Annotated in this window: 18 protein-coding genes; 12 read left to right on the top strand and 6 right to left on the bottom strand. The window is 30.7% G+C overall.

Annotation, left to right across the window (positions count from 1 at the left end; genetic code table 11):
- The first annotated feature begins 9 nt into the window (after nucleotides 1-9).
- Both prmA and GFJ94_RS11700 read left to right on the top strand, forming a co-directional pair.
- Nucleotides 10-843 (top strand): 50S ribosomal protein L11 methyltransferase, encoded by an 834-nt coding sequence (gene prmA / locus GFJ94_RS11705; RefSeq protein WP_153201713.1) that lies wholly within the window; start codon nucleotides 10-12, stop codon nucleotides 841-843.
- 146 nt (nucleotides 844-989) lie between these two features.
- The gene (locus GFJ94_RS11700; RefSeq protein WP_153201712.1) at nucleotides 990-1,265 is read left to right on the top strand and encodes an ATP-dependent Clp protease adaptor ClpS; all 276 of its coding nucleotides are present in this window, start codon (nucleotides 990-992) and stop codon (nucleotides 1,263-1,265) included.
- Nucleotides 1,266-1,300: 35 nt separating this feature from the next.
- On the opposite strand, the gene GFJ94_RS11695 is transcribed toward GFJ94_RS11700, so the two are convergent.
- The 3 genes from GFJ94_RS11695 to GFJ94_RS11685 form a co-directional block, all read right to left on the bottom strand.
- Complete coding sequence (locus GFJ94_RS11695) at nucleotides 1,301-1,567, bottom strand: heavy-metal-associated domain-containing protein (RefSeq protein WP_153201711.1); 267 nt, start codon at nucleotides 1,565-1,567, stop codon at nucleotides 1,301-1,303.
- Between the two features lie 77 nt (nucleotides 1,568-1,644).
- Nucleotides 1,645-2,058 carry a DUF6691 family protein gene (locus tag GFJ94_RS11690; RefSeq protein ID WP_153201710.1) on the bottom strand — a complete coding sequence of 138 codons (414 nt, stop codon included), beginning with the start codon at nucleotides 2,056-2,058 and terminating at the stop codon, nucleotides 1,645-1,647.
- 2 nt (nucleotides 2,059-2,060) lie between these two features.
- The gene (locus tag GFJ94_RS11685; RefSeq protein ID WP_153201709.1) at nucleotides 2,061-2,627 is read right to left on the bottom strand and encodes a YeeE/YedE family protein; all 567 of its coding nucleotides are present in this window, start codon (nucleotides 2,625-2,627) and stop codon (nucleotides 2,061-2,063) included.
- Nucleotides 2,628-2,728: 101 nt separating this feature from the next.
- Between GFJ94_RS11685 and GFJ94_RS11680 the strand changes: the two genes are divergently transcribed.
- The 4 genes from GFJ94_RS11680 to GFJ94_RS11665 all read left to right on the top strand — a co-directional run bounded on the left by GFJ94_RS11680 (nucleotide 2,729) and on the right by GFJ94_RS11665 (nucleotide 5,468).
- Complete coding sequence (locus tag GFJ94_RS11680; protein ID WP_153201708.1) at nucleotides 2,729-3,232, top strand: DUF4199 domain-containing protein; 504 nt, start codon at nucleotides 2,729-2,731, stop codon at nucleotides 3,230-3,232.
- A 1-nt stretch (nucleotide 3,233) separates the two neighbouring features.
- Nucleotides 3,234-3,695, top strand: coding sequence for a 2-dehydro-3-deoxyphosphooctonate aldolase (locus tag GFJ94_RS11675; protein WP_153201707.1), 462 nt, complete (start codon nucleotides 3,234-3,236; stop codon nucleotides 3,693-3,695).
- 95 nt (nucleotides 3,696-3,790) lie between these two features.
- The gene (gene kdsA, locus GFJ94_RS11670; protein WP_153201706.1) at nucleotides 3,791-4,609 is read left to right on the top strand and encodes a 3-deoxy-8-phosphooctulonate synthase; all 819 of its coding nucleotides are present in this window, start codon (nucleotides 3,791-3,793) and stop codon (nucleotides 4,607-4,609) included.
- 13 nt (nucleotides 4,610-4,622) lie between these two features.
- On the top strand, nucleotides 4,623-5,468 hold the full coding sequence (locus GFJ94_RS11665) for a hypothetical protein (RefSeq protein ID WP_153201705.1): 846 nt from the start codon (nucleotides 4,623-4,625) through the stop codon (nucleotides 5,466-5,468).
- A gap of 53 nt (nucleotides 5,469-5,521) precedes the next feature.
- Here the strand turns inward: GFJ94_RS11665 and GFJ94_RS11660 are convergent, their stop codons facing one another.
- Nucleotides 5,522-5,869, bottom strand: coding sequence for a DUF1801 domain-containing protein (locus tag GFJ94_RS11660; RefSeq protein ID WP_153201704.1), 348 nt, complete (start codon nucleotides 5,867-5,869; stop codon nucleotides 5,522-5,524).
- An 86-nt stretch (nucleotides 5,870-5,955) separates the two neighbouring features.
- Between GFJ94_RS11660 and GFJ94_RS11655 the strand changes: the two genes are divergently transcribed.
- The 6 genes from GFJ94_RS11655 to creD all read left to right on the top strand — a co-directional run bounded on the left by GFJ94_RS11655 (nucleotide 5,956) and on the right by creD (nucleotide 9,487).
- Nucleotides 5,956-6,579 carry a hypothetical protein gene (locus tag GFJ94_RS11655; RefSeq protein ID WP_153201703.1) on the top strand — a complete coding sequence of 208 codons (624 nt, stop codon included), beginning with the start codon at nucleotides 5,956-5,958 and terminating at the stop codon, nucleotides 6,577-6,579.
- A 1-nt stretch (nucleotide 6,580) separates the two neighbouring features.
- Nucleotides 6,581-6,955, top strand: coding sequence for a hypothetical protein (locus GFJ94_RS12630; RefSeq protein WP_203228658.1), 375 nt, complete (start codon nucleotides 6,581-6,583; stop codon nucleotides 6,953-6,955).
- On the top strand, nucleotides 6,956-7,252 hold the full coding sequence (locus GFJ94_RS11645) for a transcriptional regulator (protein WP_133606851.1): 297 nt from the start codon (nucleotides 6,956-6,958) through the stop codon (nucleotides 7,250-7,252).
- A 55-nt stretch (nucleotides 7,253-7,307) separates the two neighbouring features.
- On the top strand, nucleotides 7,308-7,772 hold the full coding sequence (locus GFJ94_RS11640) for a hypothetical protein (RefSeq protein WP_153201701.1): 465 nt from the start codon (nucleotides 7,308-7,310) through the stop codon (nucleotides 7,770-7,772).
- 92 nt (nucleotides 7,773-7,864) lie between these two features.
- Entirely contained in the window at nucleotides 7,865-8,182 is a 318-nt protein-coding gene (locus GFJ94_RS11635) for a hypothetical protein (RefSeq protein ID WP_153201700.1), read from the top strand.
- Nucleotides 8,183-8,191: 9 nt separating this feature from the next.
- Nucleotides 8,192-9,487: a cell envelope integrity protein CreD gene (gene creD / locus GFJ94_RS11630; protein ID WP_153201699.1), complete on the top strand. Its 1,296-nt coding sequence runs from the start codon at nucleotides 8,192-8,194 to the stop codon at nucleotides 9,485-9,487.
- A gap of 69 nt (nucleotides 9,488-9,556) precedes the next feature.
- On the opposite strand, the gene GFJ94_RS11625 is transcribed toward creD, so the two are convergent.
- A complete protein-coding gene (locus GFJ94_RS11625; protein ID WP_153201698.1) occupies nucleotides 9,557-11,338 on the bottom strand; it encodes an MFS transporter in 1,782 nt (593 codons plus the stop codon).
- Nucleotides 11,339-11,548: 210 nt separating this feature from the next.
- On the bottom strand, nucleotides 11,549-12,772 hold the full coding sequence (locus GFJ94_RS11620; RefSeq protein ID WP_153201697.1) for an NAD(P)-dependent oxidoreductase: 1,224 nt from the start codon (nucleotides 12,770-12,772) through the stop codon (nucleotides 11,549-11,551).
- Nucleotides 12,773-12,852 lie beyond the last annotated feature (80 nt).

Raw genomic sequence — 12,852 nt, 5'->3', positions numbered from 1 at the left:
AATACAGTTATGTCGAACATATACATTGGATATCATTTTACGATTACTCCATTAGAATTAGGAAGTGAAATTTTAATTGCTGAGTTAGGAGAAAAAGCATTTGAAAGTTTTATTGAAACCGAAACAGGGATTTCAGCCTACGTTCAAAAAGATTTGTGGAGCGAAACTATTTTAGAAGATATTCAAATTTTAGATAATCCCGAATTTAAAATCGATTATACTTTTGAAGAAATTGAACAAGTGAATTGGAATGAAGAATGGGAAAAAAACTTTGAAGCGATTGAAGTAGACGGAAAATGTCATGTAAGAGCGCCATTTCATGAAAAAACTAATGCCGAATATGATATTGTAATTGAACCAAAAATGAGTTTTGGAACAGGTCATCATGAAACCACTCACATGATGATTCAACATATTTTGGAAACCGATTTTACGAATAAAAAAACCTTAGACATGGGTTGCGGAACTGCTATTTTAGCCATTTTAGCTGAAATGAAAGGTGCTCAACCAATTGATGCCATTGATATTGACAACTGGTGTTACCTAAATTCCATTGAAAATGCCGAACGTAATAATTGCAAGTATATTTCGGTTTACGAAGGGGATGCGTCTTTGTTATTGGGTAAAAAATACGATATTATCATTGCAAACATCAATCGTAATATTCTTTTAAACGATATGCAACAATATGTAGATTGTCTTAACGAAAACGGGATTCTATTCTTAAGCGGTTTTTATACTGAAGATATTCCTGTGATTTCTGAAAGTTGTACATCTAAAGGATTAACTTATGTAAAACAATTTGAAAGAAACAATTGGGTTGCTTTGAAGTTTGTCAAATAGTTAGGAGTTGGGAGATGGAAGTTGGGAGTTTAACTTTTTTTAAATAATGAAATTGAACTTGAATTTTGAAATTGATTTTTGAAATTGACTTTTGAAATTGAATTTGATTTCAGTATTTTTGTAAAGAACTTTCAAACGTAAAGAAAATGAGCACGATAGAAAAAGTACAAGAAGAAGTTTTAGTAGCAGAAGCTGTTGGCGTTAATAACGAAATTGTTTTACACAACGATGATGTAAATACATTTGACCATGTTATTGATACTCTAATAAGAGTTTGTAAACATGATGAATTACAGGCTGAACAATGTGCATTATTAGTACATTATAAAGGCAAATGCACGGTTAAAACGGGTCCGATTGACCAACTTAAGCCGCAATGTTCAGCATTATTAGATGCTGGATTAAGTGCAGAAATTATATAAATAAAAAAATCTCGCTATTTGCGGGATTTTTTTATTTAACTCATTTTACCAATAGCACAACTCACATACGATTTGGCTTTTGAACCTAAACTATTTGCTTCTCCATCTTCTGGATAACCCAAAGCTTTTAATTTATCTTTAACTTCAATAAGTTTTTCCTCTGTTGTATAATCAAAAGAAACGGAACTTTCCTCAACATTTACTGAAACATCAATAATTGAATCAAGGGTTGCAATATTTTTAGTAATTGTATTGGCACAACCGCCACATTTCAAATTTTGTATATATACTGTAGCTTTCATGATATTATATTTTAAGAAATACAAATTTACAAAATCTACAAACTAAACACCGTAACTTTTGTTACTTTAACGCAACTTTAATGAGGCAATTTATCTTTCAATAACCCGTAAATATAGGTTCCTAATAATGCTCCTAATAATACAACTGCTATTGCATAAGTTCCTGTTCCTAATAAAATATAAATGGGACCAGGACAGCTTCCAACCAATGCCCAACCAAGACCAAAAAGTGATCCTCCAATTATATACCTCCAAAAACCAGGTTCTTTTTCAATAATTTTAATTGGAAAACCGTTAAAATCTTTAAGTTTTTTACGTTTTATGATTTGTAAACCCACAATTCCTGTAAAAAGAGCCGTTCCTATAATTCCAAACATATGAAATGATTGAAAATGAAACATTTCGTAAATACGATACCAAGAAACAGCTTCTGCCTTAGTTAAAACAATTCCGAAAAAAATTCCGGTTAGAAAAAAACGTGCTAACTTCATAATTATGCTGCTTTAAAAATTAGTGGTAATAAATAATGTGCCATCAGTAATCCGCCTATAAAAAATCCAATTACTGCTACTAATGATGGTAATTGCAAATTGCTCAAACCTGAAATAGCGTGACCTGATGTGCATCCGCCTGCATAACGCGTTCCAAAACCAATTAGTAATCCGCCAATTAATAAAATGGCAAATCCTTTTGGTGTTTGTAATGTTTCAACGCTAAAGATCGCATCTGGAAGCAATTTTCCGTTTGGAGCTTCAATACCAAGCGTTTGTAATTGGTTTACTGTTTCAGGATTTAAGTTAACTCCAGTTCCATTTGATAAAAAATGATAAGCAATGAATCCACCAACAATTGCTCCTAAAACAACTGCTAAACTCCATTTCTGTTCGCGCCAATCAAATTTAAAAAAGTCACTAAATTTTCCTGCTCCAGCCATAGAACACATCGTTCTTAAGTTAGACGACATTCCAAAGTTTTTTCCAAAGTAGGTTAAAATAAGCATAGTAATTCCGATTAAAAAACCAGAAATTAACCAATGCCATGTTCCGTAGATAAATTCCATATTTTTTTGCAATTTTGTACAAAAATAGAAATTAAGATTGGTTTTGGTAACAATTGTTACAATTTTGGCTAATTTTGATGCAATAAAATACTTTATAGAAAATGAAAAAGTTTAAAATAGAATTAAAATGGGCTGTAATTATGTCAATTATATTTTTGGCATGGATGACATTAGAAAAACAATTGGGATTTCATGACGAAAAAATTAAATGGCAAATGTTTTTTACGATGTTAATTATTTTTCCGAATTTTCTATTGTATTATTTAGCTTTAAGTGATAAAAAGAAAAACTATTACAACGGAGAAATGAATTGGAAACAAGGTTTTATTTCAGGAGTAGTTATTTCTTTTATTGTGGTAATATTTAGTCCAATAACACAATTTATTACACATGAATTTATTACTCCAAACTATTTTGATAAGCTTATTACTCTTTCAGTAGAAAGTAAAAGGTTAACTTTAGAAGAAGCAAAAAGTTACTTTAATTTAACAGCCTATATTTGGCAAAGTATTTCTGGAGGTTTGTCATTTGGAATAGTAATTGGCGCGATTGTTGCTTATATTTTAAAACCAAAAACTTCAGATTCAACGATTAAACCAAATTAAAATGAAATACTTACTTTTAATTTTTACCACATTTTTAATTACCAGTTGTGTAAGTACTAAATCAACTTTGAAAAATGTTGATAATAATGCCAAAAGACCTTCATTTACTGATAATAGATATGTTATTACAGAATATGCTGAAAATAACAAATATGGGTTTGATCCAGATTATCCCGTTAATATTGGTTTTATTCATGAAAAACAAGAAACTATAAACATTGAATATTATTTTAATGGTTTAGAAGGTCCGAATGGTGAAAAAATTAGCTTCAGAAAAGTAGATACTTGTTGCCCTTTTCCAACAAAAAACACTAATATGGGTGCAGGAACTATTGGAATTTATGAAGTTACTTTTGAAGGTACCACAAAAAAAATTACAATGTATTTCAATATTTTTGAAAAAGGAAAAATAGTGTGCCCAAAAGGATTTTCTATAAAAAAACTAACTACCCGTGATAAATAAAAAACATTTTAAATAAAGTGTAACATAAGTAACCTTTTAAACCGCTGTTTAGAAGGTTTTTATTTTTATCTTTGCAACTTCAAAATCAACACAACATGAATTTACAAAACATACCTCAAATTAAACATTTAGACAGTGGTAATTTTTTCTTATTAGCTGGTCCTTGCGCTATTGAAGGCGAAGAAATGGCTATGCGAATTGCTGAAAAATTAGTTTCGGTTACTGATAAATTACAAATTCCATACGTTTTTAAAGGTTCTTTCAAGAAAGCAAATCGTTCTAGAATTGATAGTTTTTCTGGAATTGGAGATGAAAAAGCATTGAAAATTTTACAAAAAGTATCAAAAGAATTTGGTGTACCAACTGTAACCGATATTCACACTAACGAAGATGCTGCTATGGCAGCTGAATATGTTGATGTTTTACAAATTCCAGCCTTTCTTGTACGTCAAACTGATTTAGTAGTTGCCGCTGCAAATACAGGTAAAACGGTAAACTTGAAAAAAGGACAATTTATGAGTCCAGAAAGTATGAAACATGCCGTTCAAAAAGTTTTGGATTGCCAAAATCAAAATGTAATGGTTACCGATAGAGGAACAATGTTTGGCTACCAAGATATGATTGTAGATTTTAGAGGAATTCCAACCATGCAAAACTATGCCACTACAGTTTTAGATGTAACACATTCATTACAACAACCTAATCAAACAGCTGGTGTAACAGGTGGTCGTCCAGATATGATTGAAACTGTTGCAAAAGCAGGAATCGCTGTTGGTGTTGACGGAATTTTTATTGAAACACACTTCGATCCAGCAAATGCAAAAAGCGATGGTGCTAATATGTTACACTTAGATTATTTCGAAAACTTAATGACTAAATTAGTTGCCATTCGCAAAACCGTAAATCAATTTTAATTTTAATATCTTAATGAAACATCCATTTTTAATGGTTGTACTAACTTTTTGTGTTTTTTCACAGTACACCTTTTCGCAAGAAACAGTCGAAAATCCTGAAAAATACACGAGTAAAAACAAAGGTAAATTTTATGTTTTTTGGGGTGGAAATCGCGAAACCTATTCCAAATCTGACATTCGTTTTAAAGGTGCGGATTACGATTTTACAATTCACAATGTTTCGGCACATGACAAACCAAAAGGATGGCATATTGATTATGTAAATCCGGCGCGAATGACTATTCCTCAAACTAATTTAAGAATTGGATATTTCATAAACGACCATTACAACATTTCAATTGGTTTTGACCATATGAAATATGTAATGTATAACGATAGAAGAGTTGACTACACAGGTTATTATCCAAATGCAGGGAGCTATAACGAAAATCCAGCAGATGGCCAACTAACATTAGATGAAGATTTTTTATTGTTTGAGCACACTGATGGTTTAAATTATGTAAATACCGAAATTTCTCGTGTAGATGATATATCTGGCTTAATTGGATTACCAAATACCGATAAATTTCAAATCAATTTAACTGAAGGAATTGGTGGTGGATTTTTATATCCTAAAACAAATGCAACTTTATTAGGCAAAGAACGTCATGATGATTTTAATGTTGCCGGATATGGTCTTTCAGCAAAAGTAGGATTAAATTTTACCTTCTTTAAATACTTTTTCATACAAACCGAATTAAAAGGAGGTTATATTGATATGAATAATATCAGAACTACTAATGATAAAGCTGATTATGCTGAACAAAATTTTTGGTTTTTCCAACGTATTATAGCGGTTGGTGGAATTTTCAGATTGTAATCAAATTGCTTACTATACAAATCACGGATTCTGAACGAGTTCGTGATTTTTTATTAATAAAGCAATTTTGCTTCCGAAATAACATCATTTAAAACAGCGTTATCTATTTCTTCAATAGAAAAATAACGTAACGATTTAACGGTATTTCTCTTTTCATCAACTAGAGTTTCTTGATTCCTTTTCAACTCAAATCCTTTGGCAAAACCAACATCTAAAAACCCCTTTTTATGATTAGGAGCTAAATAACAAAATGGCTTTTTTTTATAATACACGTACGGAATTCCCCATTTAAATAGCAATTCTGATTGCGAAAGCTCCTCCTCTACTACTGCAAGCACATGTAACATCATCACTTGGAATTGTTCGGGTTGACGGAGTATATAGGCTTCTGTAGGTTTCATAGAAAATGATTTCTTCAAAAATAATGTAAAAAATGTTTGGTCAACAAAATATTTATTATTTACTTTGTATTTCAAAGTACTTTAAAATGGAAAACGAAAAATATCTTAACGACATTACCGAAATCAAAAATTTGATGAACAAATCATCACGTTTTATATCTTTGAGTGGCTTATCGGGAATTTTAGCAGGCGTTTATGCTTTGGTTGGAGCATGGTTAGCTTATAAAACCATTTACTTTGATACTTCAACAATGGGAGCTTATCGTGATTTAATCATTTCTGAAGATGCAGTAATTCGATTATTGATTATTGCCACTTCTGTTTTAGTGTTGTCGATTGTAACAGGAATTGTGTTGAGTATCAGCAAAGCGAGAAAAAGTCATGACAAAGTATGGAACAGCGCTTCTAAAAGATTAGTTATCAACTTTATGATTCCTTTGGCAACTGGTGGATTTTTTATTATCTTTTTAATCGAAAAAAATATGTTGGGTTTAGTTGCTCCATTAACTTTGATATTCTACGGATTAGCTTGTGTAAATGCTAGCAAATATACTTTAGGAGATGTTCGTTATTTAGGAATTACGATGATAGCTTTAGGTTTATTTTCGACTTGGTTCTTAGGCTACGGATTGTTGTTCTGGGCATTAGGTTTTGGAGGTTGCCATATTTTATATGGAAGTTTAATGTATTTTAAATACGAGAGAAAGTAAGATGTATTTTTTGGTTGGATTAAGTTCTCTTTTATTATTATGTATATTTTGGCTTAGAAAGAAAAAAATAAGTTATTTTAAAATTATCTTTTTTTCATCAGTTATTTTATATTTAATCCCCATTTTAGCTTTTCAATATGAAAGTTATAAGATTAAACAAGAAATGAAAAAGTATGACATTAATAACGACGGATTTTTCTCAAAAGAGGAAATGACATATGAGTTGGAAGAACTTGAAAATAATTTAATAAATGATTCTGGATTTGGAATTTTTGTCTTTTTTGGTTACCCTTTTTGCTTGTTATATACAATAATGATAACTTTAATATTTCATGTCACAACAAAATTTATAAAACCAAAACTTTTAACCTTTTAAATGCTAAACATCATCCAAAATATCAACAAAGCCTTTGATCACCGAATTCGTTTGGGGATTATGTCGGTATTGATGGTGAATGAAAGTGCAGATTTTAATATGCTAAAGGAACTTTTAGGTGTAACCGATGGCAACTTAGCCTCGCACACCAAAGCATTAGAATTAGAAAATTACATTCAAATTGAAAAACAATTTATTGGCAAAAAACCCAACACAAAATATAGTGCTACAAAAGAAGGAAGAATTGCCTTTACTTCTCACATCGAAGCGCTTGAAAAATTAATTAAGAAAAGTTAAACCTATTTTTTTATCTATTTACTTTGAAATTCAAAGTACTTTTAAATTTAATAAAATGAAAGAAATCATAATCGAAACTCTGTACAGAATCATCAAAGTGCCTTATCAATTTCTATTTAAACAAACTAAAGCTTGGGATATTTCTATGCAAGATTTTCTAAAGCTTCCGCAAGAAAGTTTAGGATTTCAGTATGGTTGTTTTTTGTTAAAATACAATTTTAATATTCAGGCTACTTTGGAAGAACACGATGTTTTTCATGTACTTACCAATACAGGAATATCTGTTAAAGATGAAATAGACATGCAATTTATTCTGTTAGGAAACGGAAAAAGGAGTCCGTTTGTATTTATAGTAATCGCCACTGGAATACTATTTTATCCATTCGAATATAAAAACTTTTATGAAAAATACAAACAAGGGAAAAAAGCACATCGTTTTTACGATTTAGACTTTTACAAAATGCTTACAATTCCACTTTCAACAATTCAACAAACATTTAATCTGAACCAAAATGAATAAGCTCATTACTCTTATCATGACAATTCTTATTGTTTTATTCCTTTTTAAAGAAATTACTAAAAATTTAATCAATAATCTAAAATCAATTTACCATGGAAAATAAAATTTTAATGTTACCATTTCCCATACAAGTTGCCTTACTTTCATTTTTAATAGGAACAATACTTTTTTTGAGCTATTTCATATTTCCAAAATGGGATAACATTATTTACATCGGAATTCTGTATGTAATTGCTGCTCTATTTACAAACATAATTGTAGCAATTAATTTATTCATAAACTTCATAACAGAACCGTCTCAGAGAAAAAAAATTGCAATTCAAACTGCAATAGTATTAGCAAATGTTCCTATTGCATTTGTCTATTTTTCAATTATTATCAAATCAATCACATCAAATTCACCTTTTTAATTAAAAATCATGGAAACACCAATGCAACAAGAACCAAAAATACCATTCTTTCAAACCACAACCGCCAAAATGATAATGGTAGGAATTTTAACAATAATATTAATCATTCCATTAGCCTTAGTACAAGAATTAATTGTAGAACGCAGTGTGCGACAAAAAGAAGTTATTTCGGAAACCACTTCAAAATGGGGAAATTCCGTTTATTTTTATGGTCCAATTTTAAAAGTACCTTACAAAGACCCTATGTCGGGAGCTAATAATTATGGCTATTTCTTTCCAGAAACTTTGAACAACAAAACCGAAGTTACCATGGTAAAACCTTTGGAAAGAAGTATTTATAAATCAAATGTTTTTACCACAAAAATGCAATTTAACGGAAAATACAACAATCCTAATTTTGGGTCAAAAGGTATTCCGTCCGAAAACATTTACTGGAATCGTGCCAAAATTATAATTCGAACTACCAATTTAAAAAGCTTAAAAGATGAAGTAAAAATAAAAATTGGCAATCAGAATTTAGCGTTTGAATCGGTTGCCAATGCAACAAATGACAGTATTGAAAGTTTGGAAACCAATTATTTTGATTATAAATCACTTCAAAATAAATGTCAATTTAACTTTGATATTTCATTCAACGGAAGCAAGCAAATAAAAATGGTTCCCATTGGAAAAACGACTGATGCTAAAATGACTTCAAATTGGAATTCGCCGAACTTCAATGGTAACTTCTCGCCTATTTCTAGAGAAATTACGGATAACGGCTTTGAAGCCAATTGGAAAATACTACACTTTAATAGACCGTTTGCTCAAAACTATTTTGAAGTTTTACCTGAATTAGGCAAATACGCTTTTGCAGTAGATTTTATTACGCCGGTTGACGAATACCAACAAAACGAACGCGCTTCTAAATATGGATTTTTGGTCATTGGATTAACCTTTTTAATCTTCTTTTTGATTCAGTCGATTAGTAAAATTAACATTCATATTTTTCAGTATTCGATGATTGGAATTGCTTTGATTATGTTTTACACTTTACTAATTTCGATTACTGAACACAGTACGTTTTCTTTTGCTTATTTGATTGCCGGAGCATCTGTCATCATTATGATTTCGCTTTATTCGATTTCGATATTAAAAGACAAAAAGTTTCCAATGTTTATTGGCGCTTCATTAAGTGTTTTATATACTTTTATTTATGTGATTATCCAATTAGAAGATTATGCTTTACTAGTAGGAAGTATTGGATTGTTTTTAATACTAGCTGCTGTGATGTATTTCTCCAGAAAAATTGAGTGGAATAAATAAAAAAACAGAACTCCGTCAGAATATTATTTCTGACGGAGGTTTATACTTTGTCCATTATCCTTTTTACTTTTAGTGACTTCCCTCTACTTCAATAGCATCTACATCAATGTTTTGTTTCTTTAAAATACCTTTAACTAATACAGCGAATAATGTTAGGTAAGCAAAACAAACAACACCTACGATGTACGATTGGTGAATACCAATAATATCAGATAATTTTCCTTGTAATGGAGGAATAATTCCACCTCCTAAAATCATCATTACCAAGAAAGCTGAACCTTGCGAAGTATATTTTCCTAATCCAATAATCGACAAACTAAAAATAGCTGGCCACATGATACTACAAGCTAATCCTCCAGCTAAAAAGGCATAAATAGCAATAGTTCCAGTAGACATTAATCCGATTATCATAGCGGCAATTCCAAAAGTTCCAAAAATCATTAACGTTCTTGCAGGTTTATCTTTACTCCAAAAGAAAGCTGCAATTTGTAACACCACACAAATTACGTAGTAATACAGAGGTTTCATGTCTTTTCCTGAAATTATATTAATACCTAAAATGATAGCAAATGCAAGTAATGGCACCACAATTAATGCAATTGTTCTTTTCATTCCTTGTAAATTAAATACACTAATGGCTCCTGCCCAACGTCCAATCATTAAACTTCCCCAATACATAGAAACATAAGGTGCAATATCAGATGATTGTAAACTTCCAAATTCTTCTAATTTTAATAGTTCACCTAGATTACTTCCTATAGCAACTTCAACTCCAACATACGTAAAAATGGCCAACATACCTAAAACCAATTGTGGATATTGCATAGCTCCCCAACCTTCGGCTTTCTTTTGTGCTGCTGTGTAAGAAAACAACAATCCTCCAATAACAACTAACAAAGCACCAGTTAACCAATACATTCTGAATTGTTCAATGTCTTTCTTAAGTATTGTTAATTCAGCTTGTTTCTTTTCTAATTTTGCTTTGTAGGCTCCTATTTCATTTCCCGTCATTTCTTTTAATGAATTGAATGCCTTTTGAGTTTTAGCTACACTTAAATCGTATTCTAAAGTTTCAATTTTCTTAGCTTCTTCTGTTTTATAACTATTAAAAACAGGAGTAAACATCACCGCTAATAAAATCGTCATAACAACTAATGTGCGAAGTGCTTTATTTGCTTTTTCAATAGGTTCATTTGCAATTCCTGTTGGTACTTTCTTCGAAAAATAAAATAAGGCTGCAGCTGCAATAAATAAGAAACCTACTCCTATGTAAAGTAAAACTACTTTATCTAAACCTAATGATTTAATTTTATCATCCGATATTGTTTTGGCTGAACCAAATAACGCAAAAGCCACAATAAGAGGTCCAATTGTCGTTCCTAAAGAATTGATTCCTCCTCCTAAATTTACACGACTAGCTCCCGTTTTTGGATCACCCAATAGAATCGCGAAAGGATTGGCTGCGGTTTGTTGCAATGAAAATCCTAATGCTACAATAAATAAACCTACTAACATTCCGGCATATAAATTAGCTTCAACTGCAACAATCATTGCTCCTGCTCCTAAAGCAGAAAATAATAAACCGTATACGATACTTTTCTTATATCCCCATTTTCCTACTACGTCTTTTCCAGATGCATTTCCTAGAGCAAAAAGCAATAAAGCTCCAATATAGTAAGCTGTATAGAAGGCAAAATCTACTAATTGCGATTGAAATTGATCTAAAGAGAAATAACTTTTACAAAATGGAATAAAAATATTATTTCCAGCTGCAATAAATCCCCAGAAAAAGAAAACAGTAATCAGCGTATATAAAGCTGGATAGTTTGTTGAATTTTGATTGGTATTCATAAGAAAATGTATGGTTAGTTATAATTGGTTTGTTTCAATTCATCAAATTTAATTTAATTTTTGAATAAATACTTAATTGTGTTGATTTATGAAATAAGAAGCTTACGTTAAAAAACATAAAGATTTCATTTTTAAATATTTACATTTTAAAAAAAAGAATATAAATTGTATTTCAATAAAAAAACCCGATTAAGATCGAGTTTCATAATATTATTGAGCTGTTGCCATTTCTTGTTTATCATCTACGTAATCTTGTAGATATTTAAAACGTTCTGCCAATTTGCCGTTTTCTGTAATTTTGGCTCTTTGAAGAATTCCGTCTTTATCTCCATTGAAGAAAGCTGGAATTACATATTTCATAAACATTTCTCCAAAACCTTCACTGGCGTCTTTAGGTAATTCACAAGGTAAATTATCTACCGACATTACCATGATAGATGCTGGATGTGTATAAGAAACCTCTTTGTGTTCACTTGGTAAATAACCAAAAAATGGTTCAGCAATGGTCGATGCTTTAAGAGTACAAGCAATTGGACCATCAACATCACATGAAACATCTGCAACCACTTGAATTTTATTATCAGCTGCTTTTAACATTTCTCTAGTTAAAATATCTGGCGAACCATTTCCATGAAAATGCCCTGCAATAAACATGTCAGAAACTTTAGTAAATCGTTCGAAATTAGAAACGTAATCTTGAGGATTTTTGTAGAAATCAGTATTATTCAAAATCTGTCCATCAACACGTTTGTTATAATCCAATACGTCGATTTGAGTGTAAACAGGTTCTGTGTAGTTTTTATTTAAAAAATCATCAACACTAACTTGTTTGATTTTTATTCCATCTAAAATTTCTTTAGCTCCCATTCCAACTTTACCATGTCCGGTAAGTACAATTTTAATATTTGGAAGTGTTTGTCGTTTTAAACGTGCAATTAAATCTTCTTTACCACTTAAGGTTTCCGCTTTTGGCAAAGTGAATAAATCGTATTTAATTCCGAATCCTCTAAATCCATTATAAGCACCAACTAGTCCAGCATAACGACCAAAGCCAATTAATCTGTGATTGGTAGCATCTACAATAGTTTCGTGATCGTATAATTCGATATTTTTATCTAAAATAGCTTTTAACAATTTGCTGTTGAATGGCTGTTTTTTAATCGTATGCGAAAAGAAAAAGTATTTTTTGTTTGGAATTAAGGCATCTACTGGCACTTCTTTTACACCAAAAAGCACATCACAATCTGATAAATCGGTAGTGACATTAAGTCCTAAATTACGATATTGGTCATCAGAAAAAATTCTGATATCGGAACTTTCCACTTTTATTACTGCATCGGTATGCTCTGATTGTAAGCGTACTAACTCTTCTGGAGTAAAAACTACTCTTCTATCCGGTGGATTTTTTCTTTCTTTGATGATTCCAAACTTCATAGCCAACAGTATATATAACTGAATAATGATTTAATGTTACAAATATAACTTTTTACTTTAGTTTGCGCAATAGTTTTTTT

The organism is Flavobacterium sp. LMO8 (genome assembly GCF_009495755.1).
Lineage (GTDB): Bacteria > Bacteroidota > Bacteroidia > Flavobacteriales > Flavobacteriaceae > Flavobacterium.
Note: the sequence above shows the minus strand (reverse complement) of the source record. Positions and strands in the feature narration are given on the sequence as shown.